The sequence below is a fragment of the Vibrio agarivorans genome (genome assembly GCF_030409635.1).
Lineage (GTDB): Bacteria > Pseudomonadota > Gammaproteobacteria > Enterobacterales > Vibrionaceae > Vibrio > Vibrio agarivorans.
In genome coordinates this window covers 2249792-2267851 of sequence record NZ_JAUFQF010000004.1, presented here as the reverse complement: position 1 = coordinate 2267851, position 18060 = coordinate 2249792, and the positions used below count along the sequence as shown (strand labels likewise).

Here is an 18060-nt window from a genome sequence, read left to right as displayed (position 1 = left end):
TACTGACCGAGGCTTCAAATCTGTGCTCAAGAAGAGTTGATGAGATGGTTTTCTCTTCTCCATCCAGAATGGTGTAAAGTAGCGTTAGGGGTAAGCAGGCGTTGCTGACCATCGACTATGTTGAGTGCGCCCTTTCCTTCGTTGGTTTTTGAATCTTTGTCTTTATGCAGTACCACCGTACCAAGCCGATAGCAAGGCTTAGTGCGGTGGTTAAAGATGTCATCAATCAGTTGATTAACGTGCTTGGGTTGCCATTTGTACGGGCGCTGATACTCAGGAATGGTGAGTTTTTGCTCTAGCAACTGCGCAATAGTTTGAGGCTGATTGAAGACAACTGCCATAGTTATACCGCCTGTTCAACAATAGTGTCGGTAAGGTTTAGTTGGGTAGCCTTAGAATCTTTTATGTACAACTTAAGCTGTTCACAGATAGCCAACAGCTCAGAAACTTTAAAAACGATTCTTTCCTGCTCACACAATGGAGGAATAACGCCAACTAAGTTACTAATTGCACCCAAGAACAAATTTGCTTGTGCTGATTGCTTCGAACGGTTTTTCATCTGAGATTGCAAATAAGTACTTCGCAACATTAGAGCCAAATATTCTTTTGATAAGTTAGTATTGCAAGGGCGGATCATTGCAGCACTTCTAACCATAGAATAAGCATTGTCTCTATCAACCAGAGCAACACGCCCAACACTACCTGAACAAGAAATTAGAATATCTCCAATGTTGGGGTCACATCTATTTCTTATCCTTGCAAATTCAAAATCAGGAACATAATCAACATCACCTAAAATAATACCCTCATTAGTCACATTTCTTGCGGATAACAAGTAATGTCCAGTTTCAGTCCTTTTTGGAGTTGAATGCTCTCCATCGGTGATTTTAAAACAAAGGTCTTGAAGTTTACTCCACTCCCAACCATTTGGCAGTTTAAACGGCTTTTCATCATCAGCGATCGGCGGTAGTGCTTTTTGCTTTTTGATTTTCTTCTCTTTGATTAACTGCGCTTTTTCTTCCCCAATACGCTCAAGCAGCTTTGCAGCAGGTTCATCATTTGAGTCTTGTGGGACAAGCTTACCCATTACCGCCAGTTGCAGGATGGTTTGTTTTAACTGGTCAATGCTTTCTTCTGTGGTGAACAGGGTATCGAAGTGCTCCGCAACCATTTGCCAGTTTTGCATTAGCTCTTCAGCGTTTGCCGAGTTGGTTAGGGTGTCTAATAGCGTTGCCACTAATACTTGATGTGCCGCAATACTGGCTTCGGTTTGTTGCTCTAGTTGGTCGCAGAGTGTCATTAGTTCATCGACTTTTGCGACGATACGGTGTTGTTCTTGTTCAGAACATAAAGGAATGACAAGCTCTGTAACATCACTCATTTTTAAATTTGGTTGCAAGCCACTACCACTAAAGCGGTTCTTATATGTATTCAATACATATGGACTACTCAACATGAAAAAAGCATATTCAGGATTCACATATGCTCTAATTGCTGCAACACGTTGGTTCAATAAAGAGTTATGGTAGCTATCTGGACACATGCTCACTTTCAGTCCATCTGAGATATATGGTCGTGTAAGAGCTAGAATAAGGTCATTCTTTACCACTCTATATTGACTATATGTAGTCAAAAATTCTTCTGGTAAATACTCATCAGTTTCAATCAAATGACCTACACCTGCATTGGTAATTTTGATAGCTTTTGTGCCAGCTTCTGAAGAGAAGTCGCCACTTTTAAAAGCATTACCTGAAAATATTTGTGCATAATCGGCTAAGCGAATCCATTTCCAATTTTTAGGTATATCAAATGGCTTCTCATCATCACTAATTTCAACAGACTTTTTAGGTGGCTTAATCTTCTTTTCTTTGACCAATTGCGCTTTTATTTCCACAATTCGCTCAAACAAAACAGAAGCAGGCTCATCACTTGGATCTTGAGGTACTAACTTACCTCGCACAGCTAACTCTAAAATCAGCTCACGCAGTTTTTTAACGCCATACAGCTCTAGTTTTTTACTACTGCCACGACCTGTTGTTGCTTTAGTTTTTACCGTTGAAGTCCAAGTATCAATATTGTCTGTAATCAACTGATTGATAGGTGTTTGGTCAAGGCTCATCATTCACCCTCACCTACTGATGATTTCAGCGCATCACCAAGAATGCCTTTCAGCTTGTTACGCAGCTCTGTGATCTCTTGTTGCTGCTGCTGATAGCTTTCTAGTAACTCTTGTGGGTCATGACTGACCACTTCTTCTTGATATGGGTTCTTAATATCAAGGTTGAAGTTGCGTTCGATGATCTCTTCAATCGACACTTTCCATGCATGTTTGCTCTCAACACGAGAAGCAAAACCGTCTTCTTCGCTACCCCACCACTCTTGCTCTTGCTTGAACTCTTCAAACTTCATTGGCTTGGTTTTGCTGTAGTTCTTAACGCCTTCTGGGTATGGATGCTCGTAAAACCATACGTCTTTTGTTGGCTGGCCTTTGGTGAAGAACAGAATATTGGTTTTGATGCCTGTGTATGGGTTAAACACGCCATTAGGTAAGCGAACGATGGTGTGTAAGTTACATTCTTCGGTCAGCATCTTTTTGATTTTGGTTTTAACACCTTCACCAAACAAGGTGCCATCTGGCAGTACCACACCTGCTCGACCACCGCTCTTGGTATCAGAGCCTTCATCAAGCACTTCGATAATTAGTTGTAAGAACAGATCGGCAGTTTCACGCGTCTGCATTTCGGCAGGGAAGTTTTTCTCAATACCATCTTCTTCTGTGCCACCAAACGGAGGGTTGGTCGCAATCACATTGATGTTGCTGTCCCAACTTGAAAGCGGCTTGTTTAGCGTATTGCCGTGTTTGATTTGTACAGGTACTTCAATGCCATGCAGCATCATATTGGTGATACACAGTAAGTGCGGAAGCTGTTTCTTCTCAACGCCGTGGATCTGCTTTTGTAGGGTTTGGTGGTCGGCAGCCGTCTTCACGTAATTGTTTTTAACATGGTCGAATGAACAAGCAAGGAAACCGCCTGTACCCGTTGCAGGGTCCATGATAGATTCACCAAGCTTTGGATCGAGACGGTCAACGATAAAACGAGTCACGGCACGAGGGGTATAGAACTCACCTGCATTACCTGCACTTTGAAGATCTTTAAGGATTTGCTCGTAAATATCACCGAATAAGTGACGTTCGTTAGAGTCTGTAAAGTCGATTTCATTCAGCTTATTGATGACTTGGCGTAGAAGCGTACCGTTCTTCATGTAGTTGAACGCATCGCTGAATGCTTCTTTGACTACAAAACCGCGAGGGTTCTTATCAATCGGTGCGGTGTAGTTTTTCAGCGTTGGGAATAGATCGTCATTAACAAACTCAAGCAGATCATCACCTGTCATGCCTTCAGCATCCGCCGCCCAGTTACGCCATAGGTACTCTTCTGGGATTGGTTCTCGATAATCATCCATCTCAAGCTCTAGCTCTTCTTCTTGAGCATCAAACACTTTAAGGAACAATAGCCAAGACATTTGACCTAGACGCTGCGCATCACCATCAACACCCGCATCTTTACGCATGATATCTTGGATGGATTTAATTACTGAACTGACCGACATAATTTTCTTACTTTTCGTATTCCATGATTGGGCGATATTATAACTTAATTGCACTTTTTAACTCAGCGCTGCATTGCATTGTTTACGGCTTTTGAAGGTATTCGAATGAAAGTTCACCAGTCTCTTCCAACGTCACAATTAGATGACCTAAAAAGTGAGGCCAGTCGGCTAATGTAAGGTTGTTAGGTAACGTTCTGGAGGCAAGTGTGGCGAGCATAACATCGTGTGTGACCCAAACATGTAACCCTTCGCTAGCCTCATCAGCCAATGAGGTAGCGATGTTATTAAGGAAAGCGTTCACGGCCGTTTCAAAATCCGCAAAGCCTGGCAAGGCATCAGTTGCTGATAAGAGGTGTTGATTTACTACATCATGGCCTTTGGTTTGCCATTGCTGCCATGCAATTTTGCCATCTTCAATCACAAATCCTGGGTTCCCTAGTAAACGACTGCGTTCTATCTGCTCAAAGGGAAACCCGTTTTCCTTAGCGATAATTTCAGCGGTTTCTATACACCTCTCGATAGGACTCGTCATCATAGAAACAACCTGACCGCTTATGCTTTTGGCATACTGAGTCGTATCTTGCTTTCCCTGTTCGGTCAACACGACATCATTACCCACCTCGTTTGGTGCTATCTCAGGTCGTTCCGCATGACGAATTAAAATCAACTTACGCATATTTACCTCTCCGATATTGGGCAATAACTAACTCTTGTTCCGATTGCTGTTTTCTTAACATCACATACAGGCCCCACGTTAAAAGTGCGTCAAAGGTTATTCCTAGGCCAAACATAATGGCTACCCACTCAAGCGTTGGCTCAAACCAACCGAATTGATATAGCACAAAGGCAGCGCCGTAAAACAAGGTATTCACAGCTAAGGACTGATACAACATTAGGTCTGTACGGCCGATGCCATAGAAGTAGCTATCAATGACATTGTTCAACGCAAAAACAACGTAGAAACCCACCATCAAATACACGAGGTTGACCACCTGTTCTGCGTTACCTACCCCCATTACATTGTGAATAAAGCTCTCCCACAGAGGAGAAGAAATGAACCAAATCAAGAAGATGCCACATGTAACAAGTAGATAACGATTTACCTTTTGTGTGGTTAGTCCGTCATTGGTCGCTGCATCTTGTTTAACTAACTGCCCTAATGTTAATACTGGGAGTAACAACCAACCCCATATAAAACCATTGGTCACCCAGAATGTACCTGCTTGCTGAAGTTGGTTCATAAGCTGCAAAATCATGACTACAAAGGCGGTATTTCTAACTAGGGACTCCGCCCCAGAAAGAGTTCCAATCTTAAACCACTCTTTCAGCCACTCAGCCTTATCAAAAGTCACTGTGCATAGGTTTAAAGTCAATCCATTGAAAGACAACAGTTTATAGGACACGACAACTAAGACCGAATTAACTGCAATTTTTGTGATTGCAATACCCGTCACGCCAAGCTGAAGTGACATTGGTAACTGACTGACTAGCACCGTGTCACAAAGAACCGTCAATACCGTCTGAATTACTAAAAGGCTATACAACGCTTTTTGCTTGTTATGGAGTACTAATACGAGGTTAAAGAACAGGTAAGCACTTGAGACGAAGATCGCAATGGATTCCAAGCGAATATACTTGATAGTTTGCGCCAAGAGACTCTCTTGCTGCTGCATTGCAGAAACTAACTGTGGCGTAAATACAAGAACAAACGCTGTGACTATCGCATAAGTTAGGACCACCACTCCTAGTGAGACGACCGCCCTATTTTGAAAAGCCTCTTTGGTCATGATCACTTGCCCCAGTATGAAAGCAAGTGGTAGAAGTAAGGCTTCGTTGATCACCTCATAGCCGATATTTAGCCACGCGACTTGAGCCGCAATACTAAACGCCCATGCATCAGGCATACTGCCAATAAAGTGTATTCTTGTAGTTGTATAAATTAGCGGGGCTAAGCTGCTTAGAATCAGCACAAGCCATAACTTAACGTTTATTTTGTCTATCCTAGCCACAAGGCAGCCCTTCTATTTTAAATGATGGAGTTGTTCTGCTTGCTTTGAAAAGTACTTATCAATCTCAAGTAAGTCTGCTTTCTCCAATCGCTTAAAGAGTCTCACAAGATATTGAAACAGAGAGAAGTACTGATGTGTTTCTATTGACGTTGGTGACGTGTCGAAACTCTCCCAAGGAAATGCAGGAAGGTTGACTGTCGCTTGTTTTGGCAGGTAGTTATGTGCCGAAATCCCGAGGAGAAGGTGCTCTAATTGAACTGCATAATGACGAATGATCATTGTATGAAAAGAGTACTTATAAGCGTCACCTGATTTGACTAGCTTGGGCAGTGAACAGAACAAAAAGTAAAGTTCACCCGCTATCGATGCTACCAAATTGCTAGTCGAGACCTGTGTACCTATGAAGCTAGTCAGTTGGTCTAGGTCTTCTGAGCTACCTTTAACAAGAGTGAAGGCGCTATTGTGGATTAATGACTCTCGATAATATAGCGCTATCTCTGAAAGCTCTTTTCCAATTACTACTTCCACAAGAAGTGAGGTTTTAAAGCGTAAAGTGATCTTGCTACCAATGAGATCTGCGTGGATGATCTCATGACCAAAATACTCTTGAAACGCCTCAAGCCAATATGAAGCGGGGGTACTCGATTGGATGAAATAATCAATGTCTGAATCGAGTGTAACCTGATTTGCTCCCAATGAGCCGTATATTACGGCAACTTCAATACCTGTTTGCCTTGATGCAAATCGGTTGATACGCGCTGTTAGCTCATGGTGCTGTTTAGGAAACTGCTTCCAAAAAGAGTGAAAACTCTGTTCAAAATTATGCGTATATGAGTGCCAAATTTGATTTTTCCAGGCCAATTCCAATGCCGACAAAGTAGTGTGGCATTCTAACTGTTCAATCGTCTGAACCAGAGTTTGTTGCTGCTTATATTCAATAGGATATGGGACGTTTTCAAACTTTTCAGAGTATACAGATGCGATGTTTTCAGCCTTGTTTCGTGTTATCACAACAAGAATACCGCACTTATACGTAAGAGCAGCTTGAAGCTTCTCAGCGACTGGTCCACGACCAGTAAACTCAACAATAGCGCTAGGCGTATTTGCAACCGCATCAACAAACTTATCGCAGGCAAGCGCCTCACCTTCAAGGCTTCCATCACTGTACAACTGTCTATGATGATCTAGGGATAGCTGAACATAGGTGGGTAGTTTTTCACTTAACTTCTTACAAAACGAAGACTTTCCTACATTCAAATTACCGAACACAAAAATATGCACTGACTATCCTTAGGGTGCTACTAAAAAATCGTTTGAACTTCACTGTTCAATTATCCTACTTGGTAAATTGCTGCTTCTAGATCTTGCACCGCTTCTAGATACTGATTCTTACCACCAAATCCCTTTTTAATGATTTCCAGCGGTCGGCCCATTTCATCAAATGGTTTAACCTTCAGTACATGAATGTTCTCTATCTCTTGAACACCCTCATCAGCGTATTTGTCTAACAGGTTATTGAGCACTTGCTGCGCAGTGTCACCATATTTAGTGAAGTAGTTACGCTTCTTCACGTTATCGGCACGCTCTTTACGAGTCAAAGCAGGTTGGTCGTAAACGACATGGCAAATCATATCGAATGGGTCCATTTCTTTACCCACTTCGTCTTCTAACGCTTCCCATAGAATACCTGCTTCGGCTAACTCATCGATAATGGCTTGCTTACGGTCGGATTCATTCCAACGCTTGGTGAATTCGTCTAAAGAGGAGAACTGTTTCACCATGGTTTTGCACGTGTAATCTTTAAATGATTCGGTTACGAGCTTGCCATCTGAATCATAATATTGAACACGTTCAGCGAGCGCTTTAACCGATACGCCATTGACATGGAACTTACGAACTTTGTTTTCGTCATCCCAGTCATCATTGCCTTCAGCATTACCGCTAGATGAACTGCCCGAATCGCTACCGTAAGTCTGTTCTGGCTCTTGAATTGAATCTGAGTCTATTTCTTCATCACCAAACGGATTGTCTATATCTACATCATCAATACCGTCAATGATGTCATTTAAGTCATCAACATTTTCAAATTGTTCAGGGGTGGTGACTTTCACTCGCTCTGGTGTTCCATCAAAGCGCTCATCGGCAAACAGTTCGGTTGCTTTCTTAAAGTCTAATATGGTGAACCACAGTTTGCCGTAGCGGTCATCAATGCGAGTACCTCGACCAATGATCTGTTTAAACTTGGTCATCGACTGGATGCCTTGGTCCAACACAACCAACTTACAGGTTTTTGCATCTACACCTGTTGTCATAAGCTCTGAGGTTGTGGCAATCACAGGGTATTTCTTTTTAGGGTTGATGAAATTATCAAGCTGGGCTTTGCCGATTTCATCATCCCCAGTAATCTTCATTACATACTTGTCGTTCTTTTTGACCTGCTCTGGGTTGAGGTTAACTAAAGCACGACGCATACGCTCTGCATGGTCAATGTCATTACAGAACACGATGGTTTTTGCCATTGGGTCAGTGCGTTTAAGGTAATTGGTAATAGTTTGAGCCACTAAATCTGTACGCTCATCAATGACCATGGTGCGATCAAAATCTTTCTGGTTGTAGATTCGATCTTCAATCACCTCGCCATGCTTATCAGTTTGACCTTTGGTTGGTCGCCAACCTTGCACGTCTACGTCAATATCGACACGAACCACTTTGTAGGGCGCTAGGAAGCCATCCTCAATACCCTCTTTTAGCGAGTAGGTATAAACTGGGTCGCCAAAGTATTCTATATTAGAGACTTCATCGGTTTCTTTAGGGGTTGCCGTTAAACCAACTTGTGTTGCAGAGCTGAAGTATTCCAAAATTTCACGCCATGCGCTATCTTCAGAAGCACTGCCACGGTGACACTCGTCAATGATAATCAGGTCAAAGAAATTTGGGTCAACTTGCTTATAGGCTTTTTGTTCTTCTTCTGGTCCTGTTAGTGCTTGGTAGAGTGCTAGGTGAACCTCGAATGCAGGGTCTACCTTTCGACCTGTGATTTTCGTCATCGCAGTACCGAATGGTTGGAAATCATTGGTTTTGGTTTGATCGACTAGAATATTGCGATCAGCAAGAAATAAAATTCGCTTCTTGGCTTTCGCTTTCCATAAGCGCCAAATGATTTGAAAGGCCGTGTACGTTTTGCCTGTACCCGTCGCCATGACCAGTAAGATACGATCTTGCCCAGCGGCCACGGCTTCAACTGTTTTATTGATAGCTTGAAGCTGATAGTAACGTGGCGACTTGCCACTACCGTCATCAAAATAATCCTGTGTAATTACTGGCAGGTGTTCTTCTTTGTAACCTCTCCATACACAATATTTTTTCCACAACTCTTCTGGTGTTGGGAAGTCTTCTAAACGAATCTCGGTTTCAAGCTGAATGGGATTAGTGAGATCTCTGAAGATAAACCCATCACCATTTGAAGCAAAAACAAATGGCACTTCGAGTAACTTGGCATAATCCATACCTTGTTGCATGCCTTTGCCTACTTCGTGCTTATTGGCTTTCGCTTCCACAACAGCAAGCGGCATACTTGGCTTGTGATATAAGACGATATCAGCAGACTTTACCTTTTTGCGAGCAGCAGCTTGCCCTCGAACGATCACTTTACCATCGCGCAGTTTCACTTCCTGGCGAATCTGAGTCATATCATCCCACCCCGCCTCTTTGATCGCAGGAAGTATGAATTTGGTAATGATGTCTGTTTCGGATAACTTGGCTTTGTTAATGCTGTTGGTCATTGATGCACTCGCTCAGTTCGACAGAGACATGATTATATCTTAATGCTGATATGAATCCGATGGTCTATATTGATGCATAAATCACTGTTATGCAAAAGAAACCGAATATGATTGTTAACTCTGAAAAACATAGTCAAAGCGTTATAGACATACCTGGTAAGTATCACATTTGAGTTTCAATCTATCAGATTGAGCATCCTCTTATATTACCATTTTTGTTCATACCTTCAGGGCTTTACTGATGCTAGATAAATCTTGAAGAGACGCACTTGGGAATAAGGGTCGTCCACCCGACAGAACTAATTTAGCTAGTTTTTGGGGTGACAGCAGAACAAACTAGTAAAAGCCACCTATTAACACCAGAGGTCAAAGAAAACAGCTATGGACGATCGCCACTATTCCCCTACTGAAATAACCATACATTCATCAATAAAATCAATTACATATAAGCATGACTGGAAATGTTTTTTGTATGATCGGTCAATTGGGGTTGTGTCGAGCTGATACCCTCACGAACCCTCAAAATTTGACTCTAGGCCACCTATTAACACCAGAGGTCAAAGAAAACAGCTATGGACGATCGCCACTATCCCCTACTGGAACAACCATGCATTTATCAATAAAATCAATTATATATGTCATGATATGGAAGTGATTTTTGTACGATCGGTCAATTGGGGTTGTGTCGATCTGATACCCTCACGAACCCTCAAAATTTGACTCTAGGCCACCTATTAACACCAGAGGTCAAAGAAAACAGCTATGGACGATCGCCACTATTCACCTACTGAAACAACCATGCATTTATCAATAAAATCAATTATATATCGGCATGAATGGAAGTGATTTTTGTATGATCGGTCAATTGGGGCAGGGCAACCGCATGAGTTATAAAGTTGTTATCAGAAACAAATTCCCAGCAAGTACAGTACGAAAACCGAAATGTGGCTGTTCGATTTTTAAGCCTTATTTCTAGGTTTCATTTTCTGTTATAGCGTGATTTTGACTAATCATTACAAAGTATAAGATTTTGCTTAACACAAAATCAACTCATGCGGTCGCCCTGTCAATTGGGGCTGTGTCGAGCTGATACCCTCACGAACCCTCAAAATTTGACACTAGGCCACCTATGAACACCAGAGGTCAAAGAAAACAGCTATGGACGAACGCCACTATTCCCCTACTGAAACAACCATACATTTATCAATAAAATCAATTACATATCAGCATGAATGGAAATGATTTTTGTATGATCGGTCAATTGGGGTTGTGTCGAGCTGATACCCTCACGAACCCTCAAAATTTGACTCTAGGCCACCTATTAACACCAGAGGTCAAAGAAAACAGCCATGGGCGATCTCCATTATTTGCCTATTCGAACAACCATATGTACCTAAATAAAATTAATTAGATAGCGTATGAAGTGAGGTTATTTCTGTTAGAACGGTCAATTGGGGCTGTGTTGAGGTTGATTACAAAGATTCCCATTGGCTTAGATAAAGAACAAATACGAAGTGGATTAATTATTAGGAACGAATTCATTCAAAATGCCAACAAAGAATAGGCACGCGTAAACTCGTGAAGTTCATATTTCGGAAATATAACCTGAAGCAATAAAGTCATCAGTAGCCTGATGATGAGTTAGACCAAGTTCGGACTACTAGTAACATCAAGAAGATATGTGCTACTTAAAGAAAACTAGGAACAAGGAGTTTTAACTATAATTTTTCATTACGTATATCAACGCTAGAACCATCCCTGTGAATATCCCAAGGCCTACCCCCGTCAAAAGTGCGAAGTTATTGTTAATAAGTTCAATCATGTGTCATTCCTCAAGAATCGAATCGCTTTTTAAAGCATACATCACTTGAATCCGAATTCAATATCACGAAACTATCATAGCTGTACTGCTTTGTTCCAATGGCGCTTTACGATTGGCAGCGCGAACCTAGTCGCTGCTGCTACTTTCGATTGACTCAACCCCTTTGCTTTATACTCCTGAATTTTGGCGGTTGTAGCTACTGCCTCAGGCCGCCCTACTTTTTTACCTTCCGCACTTGCTCGGGCTTGTCATTCCTGCGTTCTTTCACGAATTCTATTTAGCTCAAATTCCGCAAATGCTAAGAACATTTGCAACCTGAGTCTTCCATTAAAGAACCTAGATCCTTTAATGGAAGATCTAAAGAAACGGGAGTTACGCCTTTTTTCGATCAACATACTAATCGTATGTTGAACATCAATATTGTCTCTACCAAGCCGATCCAGTTTCAATACAACTAAGCTATCACCTGGTTCCAACTTATGTTCAACCAATGTTCTAAATGCTTGCCTTTCCATCGCTAGTGTAGAACCTGAGGTTGTCTCACTAATTACTCGATTGTGCTGGATTTCATATCCAGCGCTTTTAATCGCTAAAACCTGGTTATCAGTAGTTTGTTCACTTATTAAAACACGGCAATAAGAAAATATACGTCCAGCACTCATAATCGAACTCTTTATTGGTATCATAACTAGTATCAACAACAGCAAGGGTATCATAAATACACAACAACCACTTAATAATACCATTTACCATATATCTTTAAACGGTATCAAAAAAATGAGTATTTATTGACACTATTAAAAGATATGGACTTAAATGCCTATATCCCCAAATTAGCACACAACTCAAGTGGGTCACTTGCTGGGAGCTATAATTGTGCGTGCAACTAATTAAAGGCAGTTTAAAAAAGCAGGCTTGATGAATAAGTACTTCAGCAACGTAGATTAATTAGTGAACTGCTAGTGTATTAATTTTAGTGAGCTAGCTATCTGTTATTAATATTTTAACCCCGATTTCAGATAATAAGTGCGACATTCATGGGAAGGTGTAGAAGAGGAAGCCAACTGCTGAAAGTGGTACGCTCTTCTCGCCAAAGAAACAAGCAGTACTACCATGAATTATCAGCAGTTGACCGAGGGCAGAAGATACCAGATTTCTGCTCTTTTGGAACGGGGAATTTCAGTTTCTGAAATCGCTAAAACAGTTCAGTGCCATCGCTCCACGGTTTATCGAGAGCTTAAAAGAGGTTGTAAGGACAATTATTATTGTCCGAGCATGGCTCAAATGGCCTCGAACACAAGGCGCAGAGCAGCACTCAAGTACCGAATACCAAGGGAGCGCGTTGATTTTATTCGCCTTCTTCTAGAAGCGGATTGGAGTCCAGAGCAGATTTCAAGCGTGTTGACGAAAGCTGGCGCAGCAGTCAGCCATGAGTGGATTTATCGCTTCGTTGCTCGGGACAAATGCTCGGGTGGTAAATTATATCGCCACTTGAGGCAAGGCCATAAACGGTATCGTCGTGGTAAAAAAGAGAAAGCTCCAGCGATAAAGAATGCCGTTTCGATTGATGACAGGCCAAGTATCGTTGATAGCAGAGAGCGGTTTGGAGACTGGGAGATTGACACTGTTCTTGGGAAGCATGGTACAGGCGCAATGGTAACTATTTTAGAACGTAAGACACGGTTTTACTTGGTAAAGAAAGTGCCATCTAAGTCAGCCGATGACGTTACCCAGGCCACAATAGAGCTATTGAAGCCTTACAAGAAGCATGTGCATACCATCACCGCAGATAACGGACGAGAGTTCGCAGGTCATGAAGCCATCGCGAGAGAGCTACAGGCAGATGTATACTTTGCTCACCCCTACAGCTCTTGGGAGCGAGGTGCTAATGAAAATGCGAACGGCCTTTTAAGGCAATATGTGAAGAAAGGAACCGACCTATCGACGGTGACCGACAGTGATATAGAGTTCGCTTTATCGCGGATAAACTATCGACCCAGAAAGTGTTTAGGCTTCAAACAGCCAGCCATTGTATTTAACAATATGGCTTTGGCTGCTTGATATTGGAGAGTGTCGCACTTCGCAGTTGAATTCGGGACTACCAACAGGTCTGCTTGGGCGTATGCGTACGCATAAAGCTGGTGAACAACCGCAAATGGGAGTTGAAAACTACCATCGCTTGGGCGTATGCCCACGCATAAAGGTGGCAATCATCCACAAATGTGAGTTGAAAACTACCATCGCTTGGGCGTATGCGCACGCATAAAGGTGGCAATCATCCACAAATGTGAGTTGAAAACTACCATCGCTTGGGCGTATGCACACGCATAAAGGAAGTGTTCAGTATGCGGCAACAAAAAGTTACGCCAGTCAAAATACACTTTATTTGAGAACTCCGTATAATAATTAAATGCGAATGCCACAGGGTTGGGTGTGTCGTTACTTGGATCATAAAATCCATTTCTAAAAAATAAAAACAGCATAATTTCGTAAAGACTAATAACTATTAAATAGCATTTATCGATAAGATAAATATAGGATATACATTACTAAAGGAAGTGTAATATCAACACCAAAAGAGAGACTGTCCTAAATTCTGTGTAACTGTCTAAACTTAAAGCCTTAATGGCTAAGGATAGGCACATGGATAAGAAAGCACTTGAAGCTTTTGCTAAAGAAGCTGCAAAGGGAATTAAAACTCCCGATGACTTAACTGAGTTCAGCCAGATGCTCAAAAAGATCACTGTTGAGGCGGCGCTCAACGCTGAAATGGAAGAGCATCTTGGCTACGAAAAGCACAAACCCTCAAAATCCCAAAATAGCCGTAATGGAAAGAGCACCAAGCGTGTAAAAACAGAAGACGGCGAATTTGAACTCGATACCCCTCGCGACCGTCTTGGTTCTTTTGACCCCAAGTTAGTCAAAAAGCATCAAACACGATTTACCTCTATGGATGACAAGATCTTGTGGCTCTATGCGCAGGGCATGAGCACACGCGATATAGTGAATGCTTTTGACGAGTGGTACGGAGCAGAGATATCACCCAGCCTAGTTTCGCGCGTCACACATGCAGTGATGGAGGAAATCGTGGAGTGGCAATCTAGACCGCTTGATGCCATCTATCCTATCGTTTACCTCGACTGCATTGTGGTCAAAATCCGCCAAGACAAACGCATTATCAATAAATCGATCTTCCTTGCTTTAGGCATTAACACCGATGGTCAGAAAGAACTCATGGGCATGTGGATAGCCGAAAATGAGGGGGCTAAGTTTTGGCTGAGCGTTCTAACCGAACTCAATCAACGTGGCGTTGAAGATATTCTTATCGCTTGTGTCGATGGCTTGAAGGGTTTTCCCGATGCGATCAACACCGTCTTCCCGCAAACACATATTCAGCTTTGCATCGTCCATATGGTGCGGAACTCATTGAAGTATGTGTCTTGGAAGGACTACAAGGCGGTCACAGCCGACCTGAAGCGAGTGTATCGCTCTGCTACCGAAGATGAGGCTCTACTTGAACTGGAGCGCTTTGGTGAAGTCTGGGATAGCCAGTATCCGCAAATCTCCAAGTCTTGGCGCAATCACTGGCAAAATCTCAACACCCTTTTTAGCTACCCAGAAGATATTCGTAGAGCAATTTACACGACCAATGCAATTGAGTCCCTCAATAGCGTGATCCGCAAGGCACTTAAAAAGCGTAAGATCTTCCCGAATGATGAGGCCGCAACCAAAATGGTATATCTAGCAATCAAAGACGCCAGTAAGAAATGGACAATGCCTATTCAAAACTGGCGCCAAGCTATGAGTCGGTTTATTATCGAGTTCGAGGAACGCCTGGAGAAACACATTAACTAAACGGCAGTTACACAGAATCTGTTACAGCCTCCCAAAAGAGGTTAATTGACTCCCGTTAAAAATCAGATCTAACTCCACACCATTAAATATTACTTTTACTTTCTGTTTAATTCATGCTATAACTATTATAACCGTTATAGCTATTATAATGTTATAAATTTAATATAAGGACGGGTTTAAATTTCATCTTTTTTAAACACGAAAATTCATAGTACCACATCAAAAAGTGCTGCGCTGTGGTGCACTTGTTGTGCGTCAAACGGCACTTCCTGTGCTCGAAAAAGCATTTAAAGTAAAAATACCGCAAAAATGGTTGCACTACCTCTTTGCAAAGTATTTTTATAGAAATATTAGTCGCTCTCCCATAGAGCAAACTTAATGTAGCTCTAATATCAAGAAAATTCTCCATCGCGAATTTTCTCCAATATACCTAAAACGGCTTGTCCCCCGTCTGGTTTCTGCAACATTTCGTCCGCAGTCAAACCATTAAAAAACCACTTAGGAGTATTTAGCCACACTTCTGCCACATTTTCTTGTTCAAATATTTCCAATGCTAATTTTCTTACTTCATTAATATCCACCATTTCAACCCCCTCATCCATACATTGGTAAACAGTATAAAGTTCTCCTTTAACAAGTATGACTTAAAATCTGAGACAATTATAACCATTAAAAGCCAGACATATATTATCAAAGTTAATTATTCATAAAAAATCACACTAAAACAAGCTTAACATACCTTTTTAGTGTGATATTAAAACCACGGGATTTATATTGTTATTTGTATGAAACCAACTGTCTTCCATTTATATGAAATGATGACAATATTCCATCAGTAGTGTGATGTAAATGACCTCTATTCCTTCTGTATGCCGTCATTTTCCCAATTCTTCGAATACGTTTATCATGCGATTTGAGTTTTAGCCTATCCAAAGTAAGCTTTTCAATATTTAAATAACACTTATTGAGGTGTGCATATTCTAAAATGGAATTTACAACTTCAACACCAGAATTCAATATAATATCTAGGTTTTTAACATGTCTTAAAATCACAGTTTCACTATCTAATGAACCAACGATAAACGCTTCATTAAGTTCGAAACTTTCAAACTGGATTCCATCATGCTCATCTAGTATTTCATTAAACGCATGCTCTCTGATACCTTCACTAGATAATTTATCTTGTGTATTTAACACGTTCATTAGTTGATATATAAAGCTTTCGTAATCATCTCTTAGATTTGAGCTAGAAAAAGGCTCATAGTCATCATGTAGAACGAAATCTGCCAACGCATGCTGAGCTGACGTACTAAATAACAATGAAACCCAAAAAGTATGATTATTCCCATCTAGATTTATGCTAATACGTCCAAGCTTATAGCTAAATATTAACTTTGTTTTATTAATTAAAGATTCAACCTTTACAAAGTTATAACCTTGTTCAGCTTCGAGTAATTTCTTTAGATATTCGCCATTTTTAAGCTTATAAGTATCTGAAGAGTGATGTTTTGCCGTTTTGTAATCTATTATGTTTAAAATGCTACTTACGAACTTTTCAGAATTGCTTTTTTTTAGAGGATTGCCAAATTTTTCCTCTATAGTAAGGTTGACATGTTCACGCCAGAGATCTAGTTCAGTTGAAGTTAGTTTGTCTAATATTGCTTTCTGAGCTTTGAGGGCTGCTGCGGCAGGAGTTTTGGCTGCTTCGGAATGTCTTTGTTTTTTCATTGCTTGTTTGTCCGTTTTTAGGCACAGAACTGTATTAAGCAAGATAAATTTGTCGCAGTATGAATTACCTTACTGTGTTGTGCCATCATGGATTCAACAAAGCATTAATATAGCTTTACAATTTAGAGCAATTTAAACTCTTCGTTTGACGTTTGCCTGCGACGAGCAGAGGGTCGACCTCTTGTGAACGCTACACAGTTAAACTGAGCAGAACTCTTAATTATCTGAACATGAACACCAACAAAAGTAAATCACAAAAACACATAAACACCCCCCATATCACATTATGAAGTTCTTAATGACTCGTGAGTGGACAAAGATGCGTCAGATAAACGCGTTGGGGCAATTGCGTTACAACTGATCAGATGCACCAATCACTCTTAGAGTACATAGATGTTGATTATAATCTGACGAGAAGGCACAGCGGTCTTGGGTATCGAAGCCCAATTAACTTTGAACAGCAAAACGCCGCTTTATGTGGAGTCCAGTATTGCTGGAGAAGATCACTAGTGAGATGAGGGGCAACCAATGCAAGCACCAACATTTGATAGCATTGAGTTCAACTTCAATGACTATGGAATGAGTATATATCACTACGTTCGAGGTTGCTGGATGGTTACGGTCATTGTTGACCGTTCCCACGGTTAGAATGTGGGAGTTGTCTTTACCAATATGCTAATTTCCACGCATACCAAAGCTAGTTTTCTCGCTGCCTTCGATGCGCAACTAGTCTCTTCCCAACATATGAGTACGCTAGAATAATCCCTGCAAACAAGCCTAAACCGACGCCCAGCAGAAGAGCGAGGTTGTTGTTGATGAAATCTATCATGTCCAATTCTTCCTACTTAGTCCAATCACCTTTTAAGCATACATCAACAGAGACCGAACTCAACAGAATCGCTTGGTGATCACACCAACGAAACCCCTTTTCTAGCTCGGAATTGGACAAAAGTGCGCTACAGCTTTCGCTAAATTAGCAGCTAACGAATTAGCTGAGGTATTGCAAAAACTTCGAATGGGGTAGCTAAATTCGTTCAGCTACTACACTTCTTCAACCCATAAATTAGAACCATTTATCTATTATGTAGGGAGCTGCTAGGAACACAACGATCGCGACCAGAAGTTGCTTTATGACTAATACATTTTTAGCAATCTGCTCTAGTGCAATTACGCGTCGCTTATCTAATTCAATATCATCCATGTATATCTCACATATGTCCTGATTTATCATACAATCGCTTTGGGAAGCGCA

13 protein-coding genes and 1 pseudogene are annotated in these 18060 nt (G+C 41.3%); 3 read left to right on the top strand and 11 right to left on the bottom strand.

Translation table 11 applies throughout. The features are described 5' to 3' along the window. Positions 1 to 26: 26 nt before the first annotated feature. From QWZ05_RS18975 to QWZ05_RS18940, 8 genes are all read right to left on the bottom strand, one after another. Positions 27 to 341, bottom strand: a complete 315-nt coding sequence (locus QWZ05_RS18975; RefSeq protein ID WP_290300062.1) for a DUF262 domain-containing protein — start codon at positions 339 to 341, stop codon at positions 27 to 29. 2 nt (positions 342 to 343) lie between these two features. Continuing rightward, entirely contained in the window at positions 344 to 2119 is a 1776-nt protein-coding gene (locus QWZ05_RS18970) for a restriction endonuclease subunit S (protein WP_390216792.1), read from the bottom strand. Continuing rightward, positions 2119 to 3612 carry an N-6 DNA methylase gene (locus QWZ05_RS18965; protein ID WP_290300058.1) on the bottom strand — a complete coding sequence of 498 codons (1494 nt, stop codon included), beginning with the start codon at positions 3610 to 3612 and terminating at the stop codon, positions 2119 to 2121. Before QWZ05_RS18965 ends, QWZ05_RS18970 begins: the two co-directional genes overlap by 1 nt. A gap of 82 nt (positions 3613 to 3694) precedes the next feature. Continuing rightward, positions 3695 to 4288 carry a histidine phosphatase family protein gene (locus tag QWZ05_RS18960; protein WP_290300056.1) on the bottom strand — a complete coding sequence of 198 codons (594 nt, stop codon included), beginning with the start codon at positions 4286 to 4288 and terminating at the stop codon, positions 3695 to 3697. Next, the gene (locus QWZ05_RS18955; RefSeq protein WP_390216788.1) at positions 4281 to 5621 is read right to left on the bottom strand and encodes an MATE family Na+-driven efflux transporter; all 1341 of its coding nucleotides are present in this window, start codon (positions 5619 to 5621) and stop codon (positions 4281 to 4283) included. The genes QWZ05_RS18960 and QWZ05_RS18955 overlap by 8 nt, the downstream gene beginning before the upstream one ends. A 12-nt stretch (positions 5622 to 5633) precedes the next feature. Then, on the bottom strand, positions 5634 to 6902 hold the full coding sequence (locus QWZ05_RS18950) for a hypothetical protein (RefSeq protein ID WP_290300055.1): 1269 nt from the start codon (positions 6900 to 6902) through the stop codon (positions 5634 to 5636). Positions 6903 to 6952: 50 nt separating this feature from the next. Beyond that, positions 6953 to 9403, bottom strand: a complete 2451-nt coding sequence (gene hsdR / locus QWZ05_RS18945; RefSeq protein ID WP_290300052.1) for an EcoAI/FtnUII family type I restriction enzme subunit R — start codon at positions 9401 to 9403, stop codon at positions 6953 to 6955. A 2070-nt stretch (positions 9404 to 11473) separates the two neighbouring features. Then, positions 11474 to 11887, bottom strand: coding sequence for a recombinase family protein (locus tag QWZ05_RS18940; RefSeq protein ID WP_290300051.1), 414 nt, complete (start codon positions 11885 to 11887; stop codon positions 11474 to 11476). A 451-nt stretch (positions 11888 to 12338) separates the two neighbouring features. Here QWZ05_RS18940 and QWZ05_RS18935 point away from each other — a divergent pair, with 451 nt between their 5' ends. Both QWZ05_RS18935 and QWZ05_RS18930 read left to right on the top strand, forming a co-directional pair. Beyond that, complete coding sequence (locus tag QWZ05_RS18935) at positions 12339 to 13286, top strand: IS30 family transposase (protein WP_290297780.1); 948 nt, start codon at positions 12339 to 12341, stop codon at positions 13284 to 13286. 582 nt (positions 13287 to 13868) lie between these two features. Then, a complete protein-coding gene (locus tag QWZ05_RS18930; RefSeq protein ID WP_290296716.1) occupies positions 13869 to 15080 on the top strand; it encodes an IS256 family transposase in 1212 nt (403 codons plus the stop codon). A gap of 392 nt (positions 15081 to 15472) precedes the next feature. Here the strand turns inward: QWZ05_RS18930 and QWZ05_RS18925 are convergent, their stop codons facing one another. Together QWZ05_RS18925 and QWZ05_RS18920 are read right to left on the bottom strand one after the other, a co-directional pair. Then, a complete protein-coding gene (locus QWZ05_RS18925; RefSeq protein ID WP_290300049.1) occupies positions 15473 to 15664 on the bottom strand; it encodes an MbcA/ParS/Xre antitoxin family protein in 192 nt (63 codons plus the stop codon). Between the two features lie 193 nt (positions 15665 to 15857). Then, on the bottom strand, positions 15858 to 16808 hold the full coding sequence (locus tag QWZ05_RS18920; protein WP_290300047.1) for a hypothetical protein: 951 nt from the start codon (positions 16806 to 16808) through the stop codon (positions 15858 to 15860). Positions 16809 to 17158: 350 nt separating this feature from the next. On the opposite strand from QWZ05_RS18920, the pseudogene QWZ05_RS18915 reads away from it, so the two are divergent. Beyond that, positions 17159 to 17326: pseudogene (locus QWZ05_RS18915) on the top strand (IS3 family transposase); the annotation flags it as partial. A gap of 545 nt (positions 17327 to 17871) precedes the next feature. On the opposite strand, the gene QWZ05_RS18910 reads toward QWZ05_RS18915, so the two are convergent. Continuing rightward, positions 17872 to 18009: a hypothetical protein gene (locus QWZ05_RS18910; protein ID WP_290300045.1), complete on the bottom strand. Its 138-nt coding sequence runs from the start codon at positions 18007 to 18009 to the stop codon at positions 17872 to 17874. Positions 18010 to 18060 lie beyond the last annotated feature (51 nt).